The organism is Pontimicrobium sp. IMCC45349, assembly GCF_047219225.1.
Lineage (GTDB): Bacteria > Bacteroidota > Bacteroidia > Flavobacteriales > Flavobacteriaceae > IMCC45349.
Genome location: NZ_CP178208.1, coordinates 410,893 through 433,165, shown reverse-complemented (window position 1 = coordinate 433,165; position 22,273 = coordinate 410,893). Strand labels below are relative to the sequence as shown.

The following is a 22,273-nucleotide window of genomic DNA, read 5'->3' as shown; positions in this document are numbered from 1 at the left end:
TTTATATTATTTTTTAGTTAGTAGTTAAATTATATGTTTAACCAATAGGTGAGTTTTACATTAAATGACCTTACCCTAGGCGCAAATATATTATCTGTAAAGTAATTATCATTATAAACCACAAATAAATCTGATAAAGGCGCAAAACGCCATTGCAATCTTGTATTAACGCTAAAGTTATCACGTTGGCTACTGTATTGTATAAAAGTTGCCCAAAATAAGTTTTTGTTGAAAGTTACATCAAATCTTGGACCTATTAACCATAAATCGGCATCAGGATAAGGATTTGGTAAATTAATTTTATCATAATTTATTTGGATTGAACTTGTGAAGTATGGTTGTACTCTCCAAGTCATATTAGCTCTTGCAGAGTATTTATAACCATTATAAAATTTACCAATTGAAGGACTTATTCTGTATGAAAATGTTTTACGTTGGTCAGACCTATAATTGGCAGCAAAACTTGTATAGTAATAATCTTTGTTTCCAGGTAGCGGAATTGCACCATCTGTTCCTGTTGGGTCAAACTCATCATATAGATGTGTAAAACGGTTAAACATTTCAAACTCTAAACTTGTAGTATTATTAAAGTTGGTTTGCCATCTTGTAACAATTGTATAGTCGGAGTTTTCAAAATCTAATTCTGGTCGCCATAAAAATACTGGTGTTACAGATAGGCTATGTTTTTGAACTCGGCCTCTTTTTGGCCAAAATGTGCGTTCTATTTTCGGGTTGATTTTAAAAATGTCTGTTCTACGAATAAAACCTAAATCTGATCTAAAATTATCACCAACATAAACTCCGCTTATTCTTGCATTCCAATTTCTGCTAAAATATTCTGTTGAAGCACCAGAAGAAATATCTTTACTATCAACATTAGGAGAGAATGACTTATGTAAAAAATACTTACCTACCCAAGTATTGTCTTTTGATGCAAGTCTGTAATCAATACCAAAAACACGGTTGTATTTATCTTCATCTGCAACAAAATCATAATCTTTAGTTGCTTGTTTGTTTATAAACATAAAACTAATGTTAGACCTACTAAATAGTTTATGTTGTGCTGTTATAACTGCATTGTTTGTACTAGGTATTTCATTTGCTATATCTTCGGCAGTTTGCATATTTAAAATGCCTAAGCGTAAATTGTTGTTTACTTTACCACTTAAACGAACTCCAGCAATAATATCATTTTCAATAGTTTCGTCTTCGGTATTTTTAGCAATACCAATGCGTCTTGAAAAGAAAGGGTTAGCATCACGGTTATTTCCAAAGTCAGCAAATAAGTCACTGTTTTCTATAAAAAATTGACGACGTTCTGGTAGTGATACTTCAAAGCGTGTTAAGTTTATTACTTGTTGGTCAACTTCTACTTGTGAAAAATCTGGATTTACAGTTAAATCTAAATTCATACTATTACCAATAGTGAATTTTGCATCACCACCTACTTTAAAGTCTGAGGTAGATTCATCTGCTTCATAATCTTTAGCTACTAATGAGTTTACAAATGGAATAATAGATATAGGTGTTTTTGAGCTACCAAGAGGTTTCTCAAAAATCATATCTCCCATATAGGCTAGGTTAAAAATGAACTGATTTTGAGGAATGTTAACCCAAGTATTACGTTCGTTGCCTTGAGTGTCAAAATGATAACTGTTCATGCGCCATTTTGTTTCACCCTTTCTATATTTAAAAGCCGAAAGTGGTATCATCCACTCAAGTGTATAATAGTTGTCATATAGTTGAACTTCACAAATCCATTTGGTGTCCCAAGCCATATTAAACCCTCTAAGTTCTGTGCCACCACCAGAAAGTAACATTTCACGTTTTACACCATAAGGGTTTGAGCCAAATATAAATGCATTGGTACCATCATTAAATGTATCGAACATTATTGTAATATTATCACTACCACCAGCTCTAAAGTCACGTCTTAATGATGGGGTAATAAAATCGTTTCCTGGAGCTTTTACTGTAATGCCAACATATAAGTTTTTGTCATCAAACAACATTTTTATTTCAGCTTGTTGTTTTGCGTGAATGGAATCTGAAGGGAAGTATTGCCAAAAATCGCCTGCTGGATCTACAGTTTTCCAAGCAGTTTCGTCTAAAATACCATCAATAGCAATGTCACTATCTAAATACTTTACATGAACAGATTTTTGCTGAGCAATACTCATTAGGCTAAAGAAGAGTATAACTAGAGGTATTATTTTTTTCAAAATGAGTTGGTTAGTTATAACCAAATGTAAAAGTTATTCTTAAAAAAGCATAATGATTAACTAATTTTTAGTGTCTTTCTTAGAATCGGTTGGTTCTCTTTTTGCTTCTTTAAGGGCTTTCATTAGCATCCATTCTATTTGACCATTGGTGCTACGAAACTCATCAGCAGCCCATTTTTCAATAGCTTTTAACATATCTTCATTAACTCGCAAAGCGAAAGCCTTCTTTTTTGCCATGTTAATTGTTTTTGTTTAGTTTTTTCATATAGATTAAAATGCCTATTGGTAAAATAACACTACATCCAATTACAATAGGTAAAAACCATGAACCTAATTCTATTTGTGCGCCTTTTGCACTTTGAATAATATGATATGTAATGTACGTAAAAAGGACAATGGTTAATAAGTTTACTATTCTAACTATTCTCGTGCTAAATCTATAGTTTTTTAAAGCATTTTCCTCAGTGATGTTAACCATGTAATTGTGTATGTGTGGATATTTATTAATAATAAATAAACCTATATACGTTACTGTTGCAATTATTGGTAATAGCCAAATAGCAGTTTTGTTGCTGTAATCATCTGGTTCTCCTTTGGCATTAAAATGCGTAGGAATACTCTCAGGTAAGCTAGTATATTCCATAGCAGCATAAATTACCATTAATAAAATAAGCGTAATAGAAATACCTTCCATTATAATGTCAATGGATTCAAAAGGTACTTTTATGCGTGGTCTTTTATTACTCATTATCTATTTTTATCGCGTTCAAAGATAACAACGTAACCGCCTTCTCCTAGAACAGTTTCTTTTAATGCCCAACCTTCTCTTGCTGTATTGTTCAAGAATTCTTCAAGTTTTTTGGCTCTATTTCTAAACCCTAACGAAGGTGTTTCTACTTTATATTCTTTCATTTATTAATGACTTAAAGTTCCTGTGTTTAAAACTGGAGAAGCATCTTTGTCTCCACATAATATAACCATAAGATTACTTACCATAGCTGCTTTACGTTCTTCGTCTAAATCAACAATTTCCTTTTTACCTAATTCTTCTAAAGCCATTTCTACCATGCTTACAGCACCTTCAACAATTTTATGTCTAGCAGCTACAATGGCAGTTGCTTGCTGACGTTTTAACATTGCATTTGCAATTTCTTGGGCATAGGCTAAATAACCAATACGTGCTTCAAGTACTTCTATTCCAGCAATAGATAAACGCTCGTCAATTTCTTTTTCAAGAGTTTCACTTACTTCATTAACACTAGAACGTAATGTGATGTCTTCTACATGCCCTTCATCAGCAAAGTTATCATAAGGATACATACTAGCTAATTTACGTACTGCTGCATCTGTTTGTACACGAACAAAATTTTCGTAATTATCTACATCAAAAGCTGCTTTATAAGTGTCTTGAACTCTCCATACTAAGATTGTACTAATCATAATTGGGTTACCAAGTTTATCGTTTACTTTTAAACGCTCACTATCAAAATTACTAGCACGAAGTGATATTTTCTTTTTTGTATAAAAAGGATTTACCCAATAGAATCCATTTTTATTTACTGTACCAACATATTTACCAAATAGTAATAATACTCTAGAGTTATTTGGTTGTACCATTATAAAACCTGGAGCTATAAATATGGCAACAACAATTGAAATAATATAAATAGGGTTTTCAGTAATTATTAGTGTAGCAATGCTTCCAAAAAACAGCGCTAGGAAAACAAACAACATTAAATAACCATTTGCAGGTACTATAATTTTTTCTTCTTTCATGATCTTTAAATTTATAATGATATTAAAATGATATCATAAAGATATATTTTATCTTTTGTATTTCCAAATTTTTAGTAATAATTCGGTTTTGGCACAGTACTTGCATTATTGTTAATGTATTACTTAATACATATTTATAAGTAATATATTTGGTTGGTTAGTAGTAAAAAAGCATCGTTATAAACGATGCTTTTTACTTTTATTGCTATTTTATTTAGTTGTGGTTTATTGTTTGATAAAAGAGGTTATTTTATCTATTAGTTCCACTGATAGAGTTCGATGAGGTTCGTTATAGGATTTGCTATTTTCAAGTCTGTCTCCATCTATAGGCACCAATATATGATTCATGTTATTAATAATTACAAGTTGCGAATCCTTTTTTGCTATATGTAGTAAATCGGCTTCGTCTGTACTTACTTGTATGTCTTTTGTCCCATTTATAATTAAAACAGGTATTTCTAAAGTTTGAATAATGCTTTGAGGGTTGTATTGCATCCAATTACTCATAAATGGTTGAATATCTATACTAAATATTGATGATAAAGCTAGTGGAAAGTCGGTAGTAGTTTCACCACTTCTTATAATATTGAATGCTTTTTTTGCATCTTCATTAAACATTGGTGCAGTAGCGTTTATTTGATCTAATATTACTTCATCTATTGGTTTTCCAGCACCAGCTAACGATATGAAACCTGAGACACCTTCTTTAGCACATAACATACCAACTAAACTACCTTGGCTATGACCAATAATATAAATGCTGCTAAAGTTTGTTTTAGACTTAAAAAACTTTAAGGTTGAAATTGCATCAGTAACAAAATCATCAAACATAATGTTGCTACTCACATTTCCTTGTCGTATTTGCTTAACTATTCGTTTATCATATCTAAAAGTCGCTATGCCATTATTGGATAAACCTTCAGCTAATTTTTTTAACGAATTATTTTGCATGAAATTTTGATTGCCATTCCTATCAGTAGGTCCAGCTCCAGCAACAATAATTGCTAAAGGATACGTTTCCATTTCATTGGGTAGGAGTAATGTCCCATCAATATGTTGGTTTATGCTAATATCTTGAATATTGTAATTTTCTTGAGAAAAGAGTGTATTACTAATAATTATACAAATTGTAATAATGACATGCTTCATTAGGTGCATTTTATCTGATGAATTCCAATAAACTTTTAACGAAATTACTACTTTATTTATTTTTTTGATGATGATTTTTAGTTGAAATAGATAAATGAGAAGCGTGTATTTCGTCGAATTAATATGTTTTTAACCTGTAAATGTTAAAAAAAAGTGTATTTCATCGAATAAATAGTGTTTTTTAACGGTTGTTTGAATATCTGTTTTATATTTGAAGTGTACTAAAAAAATAGTTTTTAGTTCAATGGATTAATTAATTAATATTTGCATTACGTGTAAATCTAGAGACCCTAAATCTACATTGTAATATAAAAAGCAAATTAGAGAAACCGAGTTTGAGGGAACTCGGTTTCTTATTTTATATATCTAAAAGTTAAATTAATTCGTTTTCCAATATCTTTTTTTGTTTTTGGTAGTTGATGTAGCCAATGCCTTTGTGTACCTTCTTTCATTAATAATAAACTTCCGTGTTGTAATATTAGTTTATGTTTTAGGTTTGAGTCGGTTTTATGCTTTAAATGGAATATACGTTCTGCACCAAAGCTAATAGATGCAATAATCGGGTCTTCGCCTAATTCTTTTTCATTATCAGCATGCCATCCATTACTGTCTTGACCATTTCTGTATTGATTTAATAAGCAAGTTGTATACTGTGTGTTTGTGTTTATTTCAATTTTTTGTTTTATTTCTAAGAGCGTATTAGTGAAATTATATGGATGCATAACAATATTTGAGTAGCTATAAAATTTATTATTGTTGGCATATAAAGCTGTTAAGCGTGGCTGTTGATAGGTTTTGCCATAAACAGTAATCGTGTCTTGTTGCCATTTAGTGTTACTTAGTATTTTAGATAAGTAAGTGTTAGCTTCAGATAGATTAAAGAAATTGGGATAGTATAAAACATTTGCATCTTTTAATTTTAAGTCTATATATTCTGAAGTATTAAAAAGTGGCATTGCATTATTTTTTTCTAAATTAGCTTAACTTCAAAACTTATGAAACAAAAACTTACACTTTTACTACTGTTGTTTGTAATGTTAATGCAGGCTCAAACTAAAAGTCAACTTCCTGAAGGTTTTGTATATGTCGAAAATATAATACCAAGTGTAAAGGTTGAACTTAGATATTTATCTAATTATAATTTTGTTGGAACTCCAATAGATGGTTATAATGCTGAGGTTTGTATTTTAAGTAAGCAAGCAGCTATAGCTTTAAAGAATGTGCAAGAAGAATTGAAGCAGTATAATTTGTCGATTCTAGTTTACGATAGTTATAGACCACAACAAGCAGTAAACCATTTTGTGCGTTGGGCTAAAGTAGAAAATGATACTATTAATAAGCATATTTTCTACCCAGAAGTAGAAAAACGAAATTTATTTAAAGAGGAATATATTGGAACACGTTCTGGACATAGTAGAGGTAGTACTGTTGATATTACTTTGGTTGATATTAATACATGCGAACCGTTAGACATGGGAAGTCCTTATGACTTTTTTGGAGAAGCTTCATGGGTAGCTCATGCAAACTTAACTACACAGCAACGAGCTAATAGAATGTTATTACAAACAGTAATGCGTAAACATGGATTTAGACATTATCCAAAAGAGTGGTGGCATTTTACATTAAATGGCGAGCCTTTTCCAAAAACATATTTTGATTTTCCAGTAGAGTAGGAGTTTATAATTCCGATATTTTTTCAAATATATCGAAGTAGTGTTTTTCAGTTCTTATTTCAATAGTTAGTCTATCATTAGAAAAATCTATTTTATACAGTTCTTTAGATTTAATAACTTTTTCTAATTCAATTTTTAATTGTTCAATCAACTTTAAATCTAAGTTTTTGGTCTTAATTGTGTAATTCTCATAGCCTACTAAAAATTTGTTTTTTGGGTTTAAAAAATCAAATCTCTTTTTCTTTCGTATGAGAAACGAATTCTCTTTTGTAGTATTACGCTTAGTAGACCAAATGGCTGAAATTCGTTCGTTTTTATAAAAATAATGAACTAATAAGCTGCCAGATTCTATTGGAACTTTTAAATACTTCAAGTCCCAATTTTTCGGGTTATTAATTTTACCAAAAATAGTATATGTCCATGCGTTGTATTGTCCTTTTACAGTTCCGTTTTTAGAAGCAATAAAAGATTCAAATGTTGAACAAAATTTTTTGTTCTTAATAAAGAATGGGGACGATAATTCACTTGGAGCAGCATTGGGCTTTATTTTCATTTTTTAGCAATAAGTATTAAATCTACACTAGCAGAACTATTATATTCAGGATAATCTTGAAGGCTTTGATGTGTTATTTCAAAGTTGTTTTCTTTTAATGCTTTAATAAGATATTCGGTTTCATGATAATTAATAAAAAGCTCAGGTCCTTCTCCAGAACTAGGAAGCTTATAACCCGAAGTACTATTTTTACCTTCCATAGTACTTATATAAATAATACCATTTGGGTTTAATAGTGAATATGCATCCTTAATGAAGGTAAGTGCTTCTTGTTTTGTGAAATACGGAAATGCAAATCCACACATTATAGCATCAAAAGTTTCTTTAATATTAGTGATTGCACGACAATCCATAACCTTAAAATTTGCTGTAGGATTATTTTGTTTGGCTAAGGTTATCATTTTTGGAGCTATATCTAAACCTAAAATTTTATAATCTGGACGTTTATCTAATAAGTATTTAGTTATGTTTCCTGGACCACATGCTATCTCTAATATTTTAGCCTTATGTTTTTCAATTTGTTTGCAAAATAAATTTAGGCTATCAGAATATAAATCCACATTCATGAATTTATTCTCATACTCTTGGGCACAATCGTTAAATATTTTTGTTGTGTTTTTTAATTGATCCATCTTATTACCTTAAGTCCAAATGTACAGAATCTTTTACTTTCAAAAATACTAGATTGCTATTATGGTAAATCAATATAGAATCCTTTTTCTTAATTGTTTTTACAGAATTAGATTCAGTAATACTTTCTTTTTTTGAAAACGGTTTTATTGAAAAATAAAAATAAAGGAAGCAACTAAATAAAATTGTAAAATGAACTGTAAGCATTCCTTTGTGTTTTGAATTCTTTTTTATTACTACAAAAAGTAAACTAATAATCATCCAAATAAACCCTATTATTAGAGTAATTAGTATTATGAAATGGTGGATTCCTGGAGCATGAATATAAGGGTGGCCGTATATTAAATATGTAGTTATAGCAATTCCAAAACCTAAAAAGTAAAATAGGAGAGCTTCAAAAATGCCTTTTTTCATATAGCCTTTTTAAGTTATTTATTTGAATAAACTTTTTAATCTATCCATAAAAGAAGTAGTAGGTAAAGATTTTTCAAATTCATTAGAATTAACAACTTTTTGAGCTTTTGATTTCACTATGGAGTCTCCATTAATTGCTAATACTTCAATAGCTTTAAACCAATTTTCTGATTCATTAATATCGTCATCTTCATCTAGGTCTATTAAAAACCAATCAATAACTTCTAAAAGTTCGATGTTAAATTTTGGATTATTATTTAATTCTAGATTAGTAGTTAAAAAGTTGAGTATTTCAATATAAATCTCTTCATCTTTTGAGTAGATGTCTTCGGTTTCTATATCTGTAAGGATATCTAGTACTTCTGGTTTTATGGAGTTGTTTTTTGCTAGAGTAACAACTCTCTTGATTTCGTTTAATAAAATTGAGTTCCATCTGTTAGAATACTCTGATAAAGCTTCATAAATAATGCTTAAACTCGAATATTCACTAGGAATAGTATTGATACAATACTGTTCTATTTCGGTAGGGTTTTTATTTGTGTACTTTACTAATTCTTTTAAAAACTTTCTAGATTCTTTTTCACTAAGATCATACCAAGAATCCATTTCGTTTTTCTCATGAAATTTTAAACTTTCAATAACTTCCATTCAATCTATATTATTTACTTTCAATAAGCTCTCGTATTACTTCCGAAGTTAATTCGTAACCTTCTAAATGAGGCCAGCCTTCCCAAACTACAATACCTTCGGGATTAATAATTACACAATGAGGTATACCTTGTACTTCATATATATTTTTTAATCTTTTTTGTGTGTCAATGGCACTGTAATATTCAATTTTTGGGCTTGTATGTTTTTTTACAGTGGCCTTGTCTTCATCACTAATACCAATTACTACTAGCTTATCTTTAAATTCTTTTTGATGTGCATTCATTTCTGGAATTGCTCTTTTACAAGGACCACACCAAGTTGCCCAAAAGTCAATGAGTATAAACTTACCAGTTGTATCTGGTTTGTCTGTTAACCATTTTTCTACAACTAATTTTGGAGCTTCTTTATTAATAAATGATTTTGCCCATAACTTTTTTTCTTGAGCAAGCGTAGCCATAGTAAATAAGCAAAAGAATATAATAGATAGTTTTTTCATATTTATTGTTTGAGTATAAATGAATTCTCTTCTAAATTAGTAAAAGAATACTTACCAATGGTATTTAAATAAATAAAAAAACCATCTTACATTAGCAAGATGGTTTTTAACTACTAGAAAATAGTTACACTTATTTATTAGCTGTAATCCAATTGTTTATTTTGTCTTCTAATAAAGCTAAAGGCACACAACCTGTTTCTAATACTTGGTTATGGAATTGGCGAATATCAAATTTGTTATCTAATTCTTTTTCGGCTTTAGCACGTAATTCTCTAATTTTTAACTGTCCTATTTTATAAGATAATGCTTGTCCAGGATTAGCCATATAGCGTTCAATTTCTGAAGTAATACTAGCTTCACTTTCAGCTTCATTTTCTAAAGAATATTTAATTGCTTGTTCTCTTGTCCATCCTTTTGTATGCATTCCAGTATCAACAACCAAACGAATTGCGCGATGCATTTCCATTCCTAACATTCCAAAATATTGATAAGGGTCTTCATATAATCCTAGTTCTTTTCCTAAAGATTCGGTATATAAAGCCCAACCTTCTCCATAACCACTATACCATAATGTTTTTCTAAACTCTGGTAATTCTGTACTCTCTTGAGTTAAAGAGATTTGGTAATGGTGTCCTGGAATCGCTTCGTGTAAAAATAATGCTTCATCGCTAAATGTGTTGTAAGCAGTTGCATCTGGAATTGGTGTATAGAAAATTCCTGGTCGAGTACCATCAAGAGATCCTGGGTTGTATTCTGCACTTGCAGATTTTTCTCTAAAAGCTTCAGTACGTCTTACTTCAAAAGGTGTTTTAGGTTTAATATCAAATAGCTTTTCTATTTGAGGTTTCATGCGTTCATGAATATTATTAAAGTTAGCAACTACTTGTTCTGGAGTAGTGAATGGCATCAACTCTTTATTATTTCTAACAAAATCAAAAAAATCGATAATTGTACCTTCAAAACCAACTTCAGTTTTTACTTTTTCCATTTCTGCTAAAATACGTGCTACTTCACTTAAACCTAATTGATGAATCTCATCGGCAGTCATATTTGTAGTTGTGTACGTTTTTATTTGGTGATCATAATATGCTTTTCCGTTAGGAATTGCATCAATTCCAGAAGTTGTTCTACCAGCAGCTAAGTATTCTGTATTCATAAAATCATGAATACTTTGATAGGTAGGAATTACTTTATTTGTAATAACGTTTTTATAAGCTTTAGTTAGTTTTTCTTTGTCTTCGTTCGAAAAACTTTCAGGCATATTTTTTATTGGAGTATAGAATAAATGATTTTCGATATCAGAATTTGTTAACGCAGCTAATTGTGGTACTACTTTTAAAATTAATGATTTAGGTAAAACATAGCCATTAGCCATTCCTTCTCTCATTTTTTCTTCGGCAGTTGCTAACCAAGTTAGGTAGCCATCCATTCGTTGTAACCATTTGTTATAATCTTCAACAGTATTAAATGGTTGTGCCGATGAACCACTAGCTAATTGACCAAAAAATAAGTTTGGTGACCACATTTGATCTATAGGGAAATAATCTTGTCTAAAGTTTAAAGCAGCCAAATTAATGTCGCATTCCCACTTTAAAACAGCTTTACTCATTTTTTCGCTGTCACTTAATGACGCATCATCATAATGACTTATTTTTTCTAAGTAATTATTATAATGAGTTTTTAATTTGTTTTGGTATTCGCTAGATAAAAAGTTAGGAAATTGGTCATTATACCTATTGTCTCCAGCAGCAGTTGCATTAATTGGATTTAATTTTAATCCATCTTGATAATACGCATCTAGTACATTATTAAAAGCAATTTTTGGGGTTGTTTTGTTATTGCTAGTTTCTGTTTTTGAATCTTCTTTACAAGCAGAAATAATAACTGTAAAGCATAACAGAGTTAAAATTTGTTTTAGCATTTTTAGTGTTTTTTGTTATTTGAATGGCTAAGATACTTAAATAATAGTATAAAAAAACCGCTTCAAAATACTTGAAGCGGTTTGGTTGATTGATTGGTTTTTATAACTAGTCTAAAGCTTTTTTTGTTTGTGTATATCCAATGTATAAACCTAAACCTGCCATTAAGAAAATTACACCAGCAATAGCACCATCGTGTAGTCTTGTGTATTCATCAATAATAGAACCTATTAAAGTACCAACTCCAATTCCCATTATTAAAAAGGCTAAATTGATGATTATAATTTTCCAAGAAGTGCCAGTTTTTTTTCCAATGTTAAAAATACTTGCATCTGCGCCTTTTTCTATAAGTGCTAAACGTTCTTTGTTACGTGTAGAGTAGTGTAAATAAAATACTCCAAATACTAGTCCAAATATGATAGGCACTATAATTACTTCTGATCCCATAATTGTTTGTTTTTAATTGATTATTTTTAATGCGTTTGTTTCTATGACGACTATTTTTTGAATGAGGTTACAGTTTTTTGAAAAAAATATTTTTTTCATCATTTGTGTAACCTAAACCTACTTTATATAGTCTTAATACAAAATGACCACCAACGATAAAGTTTATATAGACAAAATTTTAAATGGCGATGCTAATGCATATGCTGTTATTGTTGAGCGTTATAAAGATTTGGTATACACTTTAGCCTATAGGATGATGAAACACACCGAAGAAGCTGAAGAAGTAGCTCAAGACACTTTTATAAAAGCATATAAGTCGCTAAATAAGTTTAAAGGCGATTCTAAATTTTCGACATGGATTTATAGAGTAGCTTATAATACTTGTCTTGACAGATTAAAAAAGAACAAACGCTATCAAAGCAATGTAGCTATTGATGAGTATACAGAACATCATGTTAAAAGTATTGATAATGCTTTGGATGTTTTAGAGCAAAAAGAGAGACAGTTAGTAATAAAATCTTGTATTGATAAGTTAGATAGCGAGTCAAGTTTTTTATTAACTTTATATTACTTTGAAGAACAGTCTCTAGACGAAATTGCAGCTATTACAGGGTTAAAAGCTAATAATGTAAAAGTGAAAATTTTTAGAGCAAGGAAAAAATTGGCAACAATTTTAAAAGATACATTAGATAACGAAACAATAGAAAGTTATGGAACCACATACAGACCAGCACTTAGATAAATTAGTAGAGCGTGTTATAAAATCATCGCCACTTGAAAGTCCCTCAAAAGACTTTACAGCTAGTATTATGTCCAAAATTGAAACGGCTTCTGTTGGCACTTCAACGGTCTATAAGCCATTAATATCCAAAACAGGTTGGTTGCTGATAATTTTGGCTTTAGTAAGTGTGTCTGTTTATATGATGGTTGGTAATGTTTCAAACTCTTGGTTACAATCACTAGATTATAGTGTGATTACAAATAATAAAATGACTGAAGCAGTTTCTGGAATTACATTTTCAAAAAGCTTAACCTATGCAATTGTGTTGTTTGGGCTTATGTTTTTAATACAAATACCATTACTTAAAAATATTCATAATAAACGATTAGGATTTTAATCTTTAAAATACCAAAACGGAATTGAATAACCTGTTACTTTTACAATAGTTTCTTTTTCTTTTTTCTTTCTAATAATTTTTAAAAGATGTTCACCGTTTTTAAGGTTTGGAATATCTATGTAAGTTTCAAAACCCAATTGTTTTTTCTTGTTTTTGCTAATTAAGAACTTAGATTCGTATACAGTTGAGTCTATCATAATGTCATAAATCTCATTAAATGTGTTTAAGTAAACAGTTGTGAGACTATCTCTTTTAGATCTACTAAAAAACTCTTTTCCGTTTGACTTAATTACAATGTCCGATGTTAGTCCACGCTGATCTTCTTCGGGTTTCAAACTTTCATTAAACCTAAATACTCTATTTTCAATTCTTTCGGTATAAACAATAAAAACTTTTAAATAATTATCTGTGATAACTTTAGATTGTAGTGTGGCTACATTAGCAAAGGCTTCTTTTTCTGTTAACAAATCCTCATAATTTCTATCATCAATATAGTTTTTAGAAGATTGATTTTTTGGACTTATGTAGTTGGATTGTTGGTATTTAAAAGATGTAAGGATAAGTATGGAAACATACACAGGAATTAAAATAAAGCTCAAACGTTTCCCAAACTTATTGTCTAAAAAATTATATACTAGTGGTCTGTATAAAAATGAAAGCGTAATAAAACTAAATACCCAATAAATAGGGAAATAGAATTTAGAAGTCCATTTTTTTCGTTTAAGGAATCCCTGAGTGATAAAATCTATAAGTGTAAAGAATAATCCAAATATTAAAAATAGAATTAAAGCGATACCTAAACCATACCTAATAAAACTAGGTAAAGCATCATTGGCAATTATGTAAGTTGATATTACTGCGTTGGCAATAATGGTAAACGTTATGGCTAGGACATAAAATATTAAGAGAAATGAGACAGCAAAAATGATACTACAGTAATTTTCTAAAGTAGCAATGTACCTGTCAAACGATCCTACTTTTTTGCGTAAATATTTATCAAACTTTGGACTGTAGTTTAGTTTGTCGTAATCAATATCACCTGAAACATACCTAAGTCCTAAAGCGCCAATCCATAATCCTCTAAGTAATACATGTAGTAATAAGTTGAATATTAAAATACCACAAGATATTTGTGCTACTAAGCCAATTATAAACTTATAGATTTGTTGGTTGTTTTGAGCTTCTTGAACCGAAATTTTTATTGGGTCGTAAGCAGTAATCAATCCAAAAATGGCAAAACCAGAAATAATTAATTCTAACTGCCAACTTTCTTCTTGAAGTTTAACTAATAGTTTCTTAAAAGCTGGATTATTATGATCTTGACTCATAGTGTATTAATTCAACTTAAATGTAAGAATAAAATTTTTAGTTCTCCAATTTCTTTTTTTTAGAATAAAATTTTGCTAGAAATGAAACGTTCCATATTATCTTACGTATTTAAGTAAAAAGACACTAATCAAATAGAATGAATGCTACAAAATGAGCAACAACTTATAAAGCAATGCAAGCAACGAAGTGAGAAAGCAATGTTGCATTTATATGATAATTATTGTGATGCAATGTTTTCGGTATGTAAAAGGTATCTTAAAAATCATGAAGATGCTAAAGATGCAATGCAAGAAGGTTTTTTAAAGGCTTTCGATAGTATTCATTTATATAAAAGTACACATACGTTTGGTGCTTGGATAAAGAGAATTGTTATTAATCAATGTATAGATGTATTGAGACAGAAACAATTGGATTACTCTCATGTAAAAGCTGAAACACTTCAAGTTATAGATGATATTAATGATTGGCGTATTGATGGAGGAATTACCAAGTATCAAATTGTAGAAGCTATAGAAAAATTAAATCTAAAATATAAGATAGTTGTTAAGCTGTTTTTAATAGAAGGTTATGATCATGAGGAAATATCTGAGATTTTACAGATTCCAATAACCACATCTAGAACACATTTAAGGCGTGGTAGATTAAAATTAAAAGAATTATTAAAAGAAGATTATGAAGCAGCAAGATATTAGAGATGTCTTTAAAGATGAAGAGAAGCAAAATCATAACATGCTCCCAAAACATCATCGAGATGAATTTATAGCAAAACTTAAAGCTCAAAACACAAAGAAACAGAAACAGTTTTTTAGGATTAATTATAAATATGCAGCTATTTTAATTATTGGATTTTTATTTGGCTCATTGTTTTTTTTAAAAAGTGAACTTGATAATAAAGAAACGGTTTTAGAATTGCAGTTAAAGCAAATAGAGCAAGAGTATTTATCTCAAATTGATATTGAATGGCAGCAATTTACAAAGTATACAAAAGATAAGAGGTTAGTAGAGCGCTATCAGTTAAAATTAACTGATTTAGATAAAACCTATAAGGAGATTTTAAGTGAATTTCAAAAAGACAAAAACAACATATTAGTCTTGGAATCACTAATAAGTAATTTAAAGCTTAGACTACAAATTTTAAAGGACATTCAACAGCATATTAAATTATTAAACCAAAAAAGCGAGCAGAATGAAATCATTATTTAATCTAAAACTATTGCTTTTATATTTTGTAGCAACTCATGGGTTAGCACAGAACGAACATATTTATCACGAAGTTTTGGAAACAAATCCAAATTCAGAAGCAATTTTTAACTTAAAAAACACAACAGTATATATAATTCCTTCTACTGATGGAAAAATGTATTTTGATTATCAAGTAAAGTTTGAGAATTATTCTAATAAAGAAAGAAAAAGTGTACTTGAAGGAATAACTGTAAATGCAGAGAAATTTGAAAACACAATCACTTTGGTTTCTAAAAACATTACAAAAACTCCAAAAGTTGCGATACATTATAACTCAAATAATGGATTAACAATGACAGATGATTTTTTTGGATTTAATAAATCTGATTCATTAAAAGTATTTCGTAAGTCAAAAGATTCTTTGGTAAAAGTAATGAATAAGAATCCTCTTAATAGTTCTGATTGGTTTTTTAAAAAATTTAAAGAATTAGATAAGAATGGTAAAACCAAACGTATTAGTAGTAAAAATGTAAAGATTATAAGGAGCACATTTATTATTAAAGTGCCTCCTTACATACCTCTAACAATTCAAGGAACTGATACACAAATAACCTTTGGAGATGATATTCAAAATGAAATCCATTTAGATTTAAAGCGAGGTTTTTTAAAGGCTAAGGTTTTGGCAAATAATAATAATCATATTAAAGTAAAAGACGCTTCTTGTAAGATTGAAACTATTTTAGGTGGAAGTTTAATTTTTAATAATGTAAAGAATGGAATTATAGGAAGTTTGGATGATGTTACTATTGATTCAGAATTTTCAGATATTGAAATTGGAGAGGTTGGAAAAGATAATAGAATCAAAGATTTTAATAGCACATATTGGTTTTACAATTTTACTGATGATTTTAAAGTGTTTAAAGTTAATGCTGAATACTCTAAGCTTAAATTGTTTTATCCAGTTAAAGATTTTGAGTTATCTGCAATAGGACATAATACCATCCATTATATTGGAGAACATAAAATAAGTATGCAGCCCAATAGAGATGGAGAAAAGTTTAAAATGATGGAGCGAAAGCCTAAAACAAAAACACCATCAGGAAGTATAGATTTAGATATCATTCATGGAGTTTTATATACTTCAGATGAATTTATAATACAGCGATAAATTATGAGAATATTTTTATTATTGACAATTACATTACTAACGATTACCAATATTGGAGCACAAGGTGTTATTCAATTAAAAACAGATTATGGTTCTGATAATAATGAGCTTCATGAGCTAATGCGATTTCAAGGTATTGAAAAAATAACTTTGAGTTTTGAAGGTGAAAGTTTAAAAGGGAAAGATTATGCGTTTATAGTTAAAGAATTTACAAATGGTCGTTTAGAACAAACTGATACCATAATTGCATCGTCTAAGAGTGATTATATTTCTAAAATTGATACCAATACGTTTAAGGTTGATGTTATGATAAAAACACGTTTAGATAGCACTATCAAGTTATATGCAAAATTTAATAGGTTTTCGGTAAATAAAATCTATGATGTAGAGAAGCCTAAAGATGCTTATGCTTTACATGATTTTCTAGGTGCTAATCAAAGTCTAGAAATCAAAGACAATACACCAACTTATGTGTTGGGCTACTTTTTACCTTATATAGATAAGGAAACAGGTTGGAAAATGTATTGTGAAGTTTCAGGAAGTAATTATGCTCCAGAAGATTGGGGAGAACAATTTAATATTCCTAATTACTTTCTAGTTGAAGTTAGGTTTTATTAGTCTTATGATTTTAAATGTGTTTTCAGTTTAATTCGCTTTTTTAAAGGAATTGCCTCGTTTTCAAGCATTAATTGTAAGTGTTCTTGGTTCTTGTCTTTGCTAAATAAGAGTTCAAAAAATTGAGCAGTTGTGATGCTGTTTTTGGGTTGTTCTACGAGTTCTAAAATGTCTCCAGTCTTTACATTTCCTGGTTCTAAAACTTTAACATAAGTCCCAGGTTTACCATGATTTATAAACTGTTTTAAAATGGCTGGATTCCCCATTTTTGCTGCAAATGTGTTACAAGGTTCTCTTGGCTGTGTTATTTGAACTAAAGCATTTCCAATTTTATATATAGCACCTATTATAAGCTTGTTTTCGTCTAATCCTTCTATAGTAAGATTTTCACCAAGCATACCATAATGCCAATCTAAGGTTGGATATAAACTTTCCCAATATGGATAATGGTCTGCTGAAAATAAATAGCAGGCTTTAAATTCACCTCCATGGTATTTTCTGTTAGATACTTCATCATTTTTTACTGTTTCAGTATCAAGAAAAATAGGAGTGAGGGTTGGCTTTTTATAAATTCCCGTTTTTACTTTTTTACCATTAATGGTTATCCATTGTGGTTTTGCGATATTGGTTGATACTACTTTCATAGGTAATCGTTAATACCAACGTTTCTTTTTCTTTTTAGAACCAGCACTTTTACGTCCTTTTTTGTGTTTGCTGCCAGATTTCTTTTTGTGTACAATAGGTTTAGCTTTAGGATCTAAAGGATAAGGATGGTCTTCTTCAATTGGTAATTGTACATTTATTAATTGCTGAATACTTTTTACATAGTTTTTCTCATCTGCAGAACAAAAAGCATAAGACCTACCAATATTACCAGCACGACCTGTTCTTCCAATTCTATGTACATAGGTTTCTGGTATGTTTGGTAAATCAAAATTTATAACCGCATCTAATTCGTTTATATCAATTCCTCTAGCTGCAACATCTGTAGCAATTAAAATATTTACATAACTATTTTTAAACTTTTTTAGAGCTTCCTGTCTGTCGTTTTGTGATTTATTACCATGTATTGTGTCTACTTTATAACCATTTTTAAGAAGTGTTTGCTCTAGCTTATCTACACCAAATTTAGTACGTCTAAAAATTAAAATACTTCCTTTAATTGTATTGCGTAAAAGGTGTAAGCATAGCTCTATTTTATTTCTTTTAGGAACGTAATAAAGTAACTGACTTACATCTTTAGTAACCGATGAAGAAGGTGTAACTTCTATACGCGCAGGATCTTTTAAAATAGTATTTGCTAGTTGTTCAACTTTATAAGGCATTGTAGCCGAAAATAGTAGTATTTGTTTTCCCTCTGGACACAAGCGTTCAATCTTTTTTACATCATCAATAAAGCCCATATCTAGCATTAAATCGGCTTCATCTAGTACTAAGGTTTCTACGTAGTCTAAGTTAATTTCGTCTTGTTTATGTAAGTCTAATAAACGTCCTGGAGTGGCAACTAAAATGTCGACACCTTTTCTAAGTACATCAATTTGAGGCTCAATAGCTACGCCACCAAAAATAACAGTGGTTCTAAGGTTAGTGTTTTTACTATAGGTTTTAAAATTGTTGGCTATTTGTATGGCTAATTCGCGTGTTGGACTTACCACCAAAGCTTTTATTTTTTTTCCTTTTTTAGGCGCATCTTGTTTATCAAAAAGCAATTGAATAATAGGTAATGCAAAGGCTGCCGTTTTTCCTGTTCCTGTTTGAGCTGAGGTAATAACATCCTTTTTCTCTAGTACTAAAGGAATAGTTTGTTCTTGTACTAAAGTAGGATTGTCATAACCAGCTTCGGCAATGGCTCTTAAAATGGGTTTGTTAAGTTGTAAGTCTTTAAATGACATATGTCTTTTATTTATTGCAAAGGTAGTGCTTCAAATTTATATTTAATCAAGAGATTTATTTTAGTCTAAAAAGAATGTGAAATGCTGTTTTTTGATATAGGTCAAAGTTGTTTTGTAGAGATGAAAATATCTTTGAATTATATAAAATATCAACCTAATGAAAACCTTAATTAAGTATAGCTTTTTTTGTTGCATTTTATGTTTAGCTTCATGTTCTAAAGATGATTCAGATTATAAACCTATTGATTTAGTATATCAATTGGATTTTGAAGGTTTACCTACACCAAATATAGCATCAGACAATCTTTTAACAAATGCAGGTGTAGCCTTAGGAAGAAGACTTTTTTATGAGACAAAACTAAGTAAGGATAATTCCATGTCTTGTGCTACATGTCATGTACAAGCTAATGCTTTTTCGGATATTAATAGATTTTCTTTAGGAGTAGAAGGGTTACCTGGAAAACGTCAAGCAATGGCTATTTTTAATATGGCTTGGAATAATAATGAGTTTTTTTGGGATGGAAGGGCGCACTTGCTTAGAGATCAGGCTTTGATGCCTATTCAAGACCCTTTAGAAATGAATGAAACTCTCACAAACGTTATTGATAAATTGGAAACTATTCCAGATTACATTGAACGTTTTGATGAGGTTTTTGGCTCTCCAGAAATAAATGAGTTTCGTATTTCGTTGGCTTTAGAACAGTTTATGAATACTATAGTTTCTAATAAAAGTAAGTATGATAAGGTGCAATTAGGTAAAGCTACGTTTACTACTTCTGAGGAACGAGGTAGAATGTTGTTTTTTAATCAATTCAATCCTGTAAATCCAAATCTATCTGGAGCAAATTGTGCACATTGTCATGGAGGCGCTAATTTTGAAAATAATGATTATATGAATAACGGACTAGATATTGACGCTGATATGGTAGATATAGGCAGAGGAGACGTTATTAATAATGATTTGTATAGAGGAACTTTTAAAGTTCCTTCTCTTAGAAATATAGAATTAACACCACCTTATATGCATGATGGCAGATTTAATACTTTAGAAGAAGTTGTAGATCATTACAATAATGGAATTAAAATATCATCTACTCTAAATTCTACATTAGCTAGTGTTCAAAATAATGGAGGTTTTCAGTTAAGTGAACAGGATAAAGTAGATTTAGTAGCTTTTTTAAAAACACTAACAGATTATGAATTAATTAATAATCCAAAGTTTTCAGACCCTTTTAATTAGAGTCAAAAAAGCCACTTTGTTTAAAAGTGGCTTTTCTATTCTATGTTTACATTCCCATGCTTTTAAATGTTTCCCAAGACATTTCATTATATCCTTCAGGAACATCTAAACTAAAAACAGATTTGTCTTTAATTTTTTTATCAATATCAACCACAGTAAACTTCATTAATAAACCGTTGTCATTACTTTCATATTCTAAAGCTATTCCAGGAAGATCAGCATTTATTGAAGATTGCCCTTCTGTAGCAATTTCAATTTTATCTGTATACCAAAAAGTTGTCTTTTTTCCATCTTTTGAAATAGATTCGGCTTTTTTACATTTATATCCTAGTATTTGTTTTGTTTCGTTATAAAACTTAATTTCTGGTTTTTCAACTTCTTCTTCATCATCTTCACTTTCTATAGTTTTAATATCTGTTTTTACAGCAGTATTTCCCATCATTCCTCCTAAAAGCATTAATACATCTTTAGAGTCATTATTCACAATGGTTGACATGTCCATCATAGTTCCCATTGTTATGTCGCATCTTACAGCTTTTTTACTAAACCATATTTCCATTGAGCTGTTTTCCATCATGGAAACTGTCATTGCCATTTCTGGTTGGTCACTAGATACTTCTAGGTTGTATTTTAAATAGCCTTCTTTTATTTGTGCATTGATGCTTAAAACAAAAGTAAATAGTAGTGTTATAGTGAAAATTGTTTTCTTCATGATGTTTAAATTTTGTTGTCGAACTAATATAAAGGCAATATAAGTGTTTATCTATAATAAAAGTATACGCAATTATGCGTATTTTTCAATTAATGACTTTAATAGTGTATGTAGCAACAATATCATTATCAATTTTTATATGAACATCATGATAACCTTTGGTCTTAAAGTTATGATTGAAAGTTATTAAGTTGTTTTCAGTTTTTAGATTATTTATATGTAGTTTTTTTTCATTCGCTCCAATATAATATACAAGTGATACATTGTTATTGGTAGTGTTAAGTGTTTTTAAATTAAAGTAAACATTATTATTTTTTTTTGTCGTTACATTCAGTTTTTTTGGACTATTAGGAATAACTTTATGTTTAAATGTTTCGCCATATACTATTGGAGAAGTAGTGAAACTTAAGTCAGTTGTATTGCTGTTTAATAGCCACTTTTTATCTAGAGGTAAGTGGTTTTTTGCAAATAATTTAGGGTCTGTTAAAAAATAGCCATCGTTATAATCTTTTATAAAAGTACTATTACCATCCATATAACCACTAGACCAAGTGGCATCACATAAGTACCATTTATTATTTAGCTTTACAGCATTCCATGAGTGATTAGCCATTTCTAGAATTTCAATATTAGCGTCAACAGTTCTTCCATAACCATCTACAATTACAGATTCAATGTTTGCCAAAAAGCACAGTTCTTTAATGAGGTAAGCATAACCTGTACACATGGTTTTTTTGTGTTTTAATAGTTTTTTGAATGCTATTTTTTTGTACTCAGTATTCCATTTTGCAAAGTTTAAACTATCGGATAATCTTTTTTTTCTATTACTGTTTACTTTTTTATGTTGATTTGAGTCTCCTTTAATATTTGTACAAACCCAAGTATATATAGCTCTAAACCTTTCTACATCAGTAGTGAGTTTATAGGTTAGGTTATGAGCTAGTAATGGTAGATTATCTAGCTCATAACCTTCATGTAGTTTTGCAATATTATCTGCTACAGAAAAATCTATAGATTTAAAATCGGAAATCTGAGCAAAAGTAATGTTGAGTGAAAGTGTTAAAAATAAAGTAAATAGATGTTTCAT

27 protein-coding genes are annotated in these 22,273 nt (G+C 29.7%); 8 read left to right on the top strand and 19 right to left on the bottom strand.

Features of this window, described 5'->3' with window-relative positions:
• Nucleotides 1-29 precede the first annotated feature (29 nt).
• The 7 genes from ACLII3_RS02080 to ACLII3_RS02050 form a co-directional block, all read right to left on the bottom strand.
• Nucleotides 30-2,180 carry a DUF5916 domain-containing protein gene (locus ACLII3_RS02080; protein WP_412987885.1) on the bottom strand — a complete coding sequence of 717 codons (2,151 nt, stop codon included), beginning with the start codon at nt 2,178-2,180 and terminating at the stop codon, nt 30-32.
• Between the two features lie 102 nt (nt 2,181-2,282).
• The gene (locus ACLII3_RS02075; protein WP_412986081.1) at nt 2,283-2,459 is read right to left on the bottom strand and encodes an Arc family DNA binding domain-containing protein; all 177 of its coding nucleotides are present in this window, start codon (nt 2,457-2,459) and stop codon (nt 2,283-2,285) included.
• A gap of 1 nt (nt 2,460) precedes the next feature.
• Complete coding sequence (locus tag ACLII3_RS02070) at nt 2,461-2,970, bottom strand: DUF1648 domain-containing protein (RefSeq protein WP_412986079.1); 510 nt, start codon at nt 2,968-2,970, stop codon at nt 2,461-2,463.
• Nucleotides 2,970-3,134, bottom strand: a complete 165-nt coding sequence (locus ACLII3_RS02065; RefSeq protein ID WP_412986077.1) for a DUF4177 domain-containing protein — start codon at nt 3,132-3,134, stop codon at nt 2,970-2,972. Before ACLII3_RS02065 ends, ACLII3_RS02070 begins: the two co-directional genes overlap by 1 nt.
• Before the next feature lie 3 nt (nt 3,135-3,137).
• Nucleotides 3,138-3,998 (bottom strand): SPFH domain-containing protein, encoded by an 861-nt coding sequence (locus ACLII3_RS02060; protein ID WP_412986076.1) that lies wholly within the window; start codon nt 3,996-3,998, stop codon nt 3,138-3,140.
• A gap of 225 nt (nt 3,999-4,223) precedes the next feature.
• Nucleotides 4,224-5,147, bottom strand: coding sequence for an alpha/beta hydrolase (locus ACLII3_RS02055; RefSeq protein ID WP_412986074.1), 924 nt, complete (start codon nt 5,145-5,147; stop codon nt 4,224-4,226).
• Between the two features lie 353 nt (nt 5,148-5,500).
• On the bottom strand, nt 5,501-6,103 hold the full coding sequence (locus ACLII3_RS02050; protein WP_412986072.1) for an alpha-ketoglutarate-dependent dioxygenase AlkB family protein: 603 nt from the start codon (nt 6,101-6,103) through the stop codon (nt 5,501-5,503).
• 39 nt (nt 6,104-6,142) lie between these two features.
• On the opposite strand from ACLII3_RS02050, the gene ACLII3_RS02045 reads away from it, so the two are divergent.
• Nucleotides 6,143-6,820, top strand: a complete 678-nt coding sequence (locus tag ACLII3_RS02045; protein WP_412986070.1) for a M15 family metallopeptidase — start codon at nt 6,143-6,145, stop codon at nt 6,818-6,820.
• Between the two features lie 4 nt (nt 6,821-6,824).
• Here the strand turns inward: ACLII3_RS02045 and ACLII3_RS02040 are convergent, their stop codons facing one another.
• The 7 genes from ACLII3_RS02040 to ACLII3_RS02010 form a co-directional block, all read right to left on the bottom strand.
• Nucleotides 6,825-7,373, bottom strand: a complete 549-nt coding sequence (locus tag ACLII3_RS02040) for a hypothetical protein (protein WP_412986068.1) — start codon at nt 7,371-7,373, stop codon at nt 6,825-6,827.
• Nucleotides 7,370-8,005 (bottom strand): class I SAM-dependent DNA methyltransferase, encoded by a 636-nt coding sequence (locus tag ACLII3_RS02035; protein WP_412986066.1) that lies wholly within the window; start codon nt 8,003-8,005, stop codon nt 7,370-7,372. The genes ACLII3_RS02040 and ACLII3_RS02035 overlap by 4 nt, the downstream gene beginning before the upstream one ends.
• A gap of 4 nt (nt 8,006-8,009) precedes the next feature.
• Nucleotides 8,010-8,417, bottom strand: a complete 408-nt coding sequence (locus ACLII3_RS02030; protein WP_412986065.1) for a hypothetical protein — start codon at nt 8,415-8,417, stop codon at nt 8,010-8,012.
• Nucleotides 8,418-8,435: 18 nt separating this feature from the next.
• Complete coding sequence (locus tag ACLII3_RS02025) at nt 8,436-9,065, bottom strand: hypothetical protein (RefSeq protein ID WP_412986063.1); 630 nt, start codon at nt 9,063-9,065, stop codon at nt 8,436-8,438.
• 10 nt (nt 9,066-9,075) lie between these two features.
• Complete coding sequence (locus ACLII3_RS02020; protein ID WP_412986062.1) at nt 9,076-9,564, bottom strand: TlpA family protein disulfide reductase; 489 nt, start codon at nt 9,562-9,564, stop codon at nt 9,076-9,078.
• A 130-nt stretch (nt 9,565-9,694) separates the two neighbouring features.
• Complete coding sequence (locus ACLII3_RS02015) at nt 9,695-11,485, bottom strand: DUF885 domain-containing protein (protein ID WP_412986061.1); 1,791 nt, start codon at nt 11,483-11,485, stop codon at nt 9,695-9,697.
• 106 nt (nt 11,486-11,591) lie between these two features.
• Nucleotides 11,592-11,930, bottom strand: coding sequence for a DUF6249 domain-containing protein (locus ACLII3_RS02010; RefSeq protein ID WP_412986059.1), 339 nt, complete (start codon nt 11,928-11,930; stop codon nt 11,592-11,594).
• Nucleotides 11,931-12,072: 142 nt separating this feature from the next.
• Here ACLII3_RS02010 and ACLII3_RS02005 point away from each other — a divergent pair, with 142 nt between their 5' ends.
• The gene (locus tag ACLII3_RS02005; RefSeq protein WP_412986057.1) at nt 12,073-12,672 is read left to right on the top strand and encodes an RNA polymerase sigma factor; all 600 of its coding nucleotides are present in this window, start codon (nt 12,073-12,075) and stop codon (nt 12,670-12,672) included.
• Nucleotides 12,641-13,048, top strand: coding sequence for a hypothetical protein (locus tag ACLII3_RS02000; RefSeq protein WP_412986055.1), 408 nt, complete (start codon nt 12,641-12,643; stop codon nt 13,046-13,048). The genes ACLII3_RS02005 and ACLII3_RS02000 overlap by 32 nt, the downstream gene beginning before the upstream one ends.
• On the opposite strand, the gene ACLII3_RS01995 is transcribed toward ACLII3_RS02000, so the two are convergent.
• Nucleotides 13,045-14,376: a hypothetical protein gene (locus ACLII3_RS01995; protein ID WP_412986054.1), complete on the bottom strand. Its 1,332-nt coding sequence runs from the start codon at nt 14,374-14,376 to the stop codon at nt 13,045-13,047. The two genes, ACLII3_RS02000 and ACLII3_RS01995, sit on opposite strands and share 4 nt — an antisense overlap.
• A gap of 141 nt (nt 14,377-14,517) precedes the next feature.
• On the opposite strand from ACLII3_RS01995, the gene ACLII3_RS01990 reads away from it, so the two are divergent.
• From ACLII3_RS01990 to ACLII3_RS01975, 4 genes are read left to right on the top strand one after another with little or no spacing between them, the layout of a single operon-like run.
• Nucleotides 14,518-15,069: an RNA polymerase sigma factor gene (locus ACLII3_RS01990; RefSeq protein WP_412986051.1), complete on the top strand. Its 552-nt coding sequence runs from the start codon at nt 14,518-14,520 to the stop codon at nt 15,067-15,069.
• Nucleotides 15,050-15,580, top strand: coding sequence for a hypothetical protein (locus tag ACLII3_RS01985; RefSeq protein ID WP_412986049.1), 531 nt, complete (start codon nt 15,050-15,052; stop codon nt 15,578-15,580). Before ACLII3_RS01990 ends, ACLII3_RS01985 begins: the two co-directional genes overlap by 20 nt.
• Entirely contained in the window at nt 15,564-16,727 is a 1,164-nt protein-coding gene (locus ACLII3_RS01980) for a hypothetical protein (RefSeq protein ID WP_412986048.1), read from the top strand. The genes ACLII3_RS01985 and ACLII3_RS01980 overlap by 17 nt, the downstream gene beginning before the upstream one ends.
• A 3-nt stretch (nt 16,728-16,730) precedes the next feature.
• On the top strand, nt 16,731-17,345 hold the full coding sequence (locus ACLII3_RS01975) for a hypothetical protein (RefSeq protein WP_412986046.1): 615 nt from the start codon (nt 16,731-16,733) through the stop codon (nt 17,343-17,345).
• Between the two features lie 2 nt (nt 17,346-17,347).
• Here ACLII3_RS01975 and ACLII3_RS01970 read toward each other — a convergent pair whose 3' ends face one another.
• Both ACLII3_RS01970 and ACLII3_RS01965 read right to left on the bottom strand, forming a co-directional pair.
• Nucleotides 17,348-17,986 carry an MOSC domain-containing protein gene (locus tag ACLII3_RS01970; protein ID WP_412986044.1) on the bottom strand — a complete coding sequence of 213 codons (639 nt, stop codon included), beginning with the start codon at nt 17,984-17,986 and terminating at the stop codon, nt 17,348-17,350.
• Nucleotides 17,987-17,995: 9 nt separating this feature from the next.
• The gene (locus ACLII3_RS01965; RefSeq protein WP_412986043.1) at nt 17,996-19,234 is read right to left on the bottom strand and encodes a DEAD/DEAH box helicase; all 1,239 of its coding nucleotides are present in this window, start codon (nt 19,232-19,234) and stop codon (nt 17,996-17,998) included.
• A gap of 157 nt (nt 19,235-19,391) precedes the next feature.
• Between ACLII3_RS01965 and ACLII3_RS01960 the strand changes: the two genes are divergently transcribed.
• The gene (locus ACLII3_RS01960) at nt 19,392-20,474 is read left to right on the top strand and encodes a cytochrome-c peroxidase (protein ID WP_412986041.1); all 1,083 of its coding nucleotides are present in this window, start codon (nt 19,392-19,394) and stop codon (nt 20,472-20,474) included.
• A gap of 46 nt (nt 20,475-20,520) precedes the next feature.
• Here the strand turns inward: ACLII3_RS01960 and ACLII3_RS01955 are convergent, their stop codons facing one another.
• A complete protein-coding gene (locus ACLII3_RS01955) occupies nt 20,521-21,186 on the bottom strand; it encodes a hypothetical protein (RefSeq protein WP_412986040.1) in 666 nt (221 codons plus the stop codon).
• An 85-nt stretch (nt 21,187-21,271) separates the two neighbouring features.
• Nucleotides 21,272-22,273 (bottom strand): transglutaminase-like domain-containing protein, encoded by a 1,002-nt coding sequence (locus ACLII3_RS01950; RefSeq protein WP_412986039.1) that lies wholly within the window; start codon nt 22,271-22,273, stop codon nt 21,272-21,274.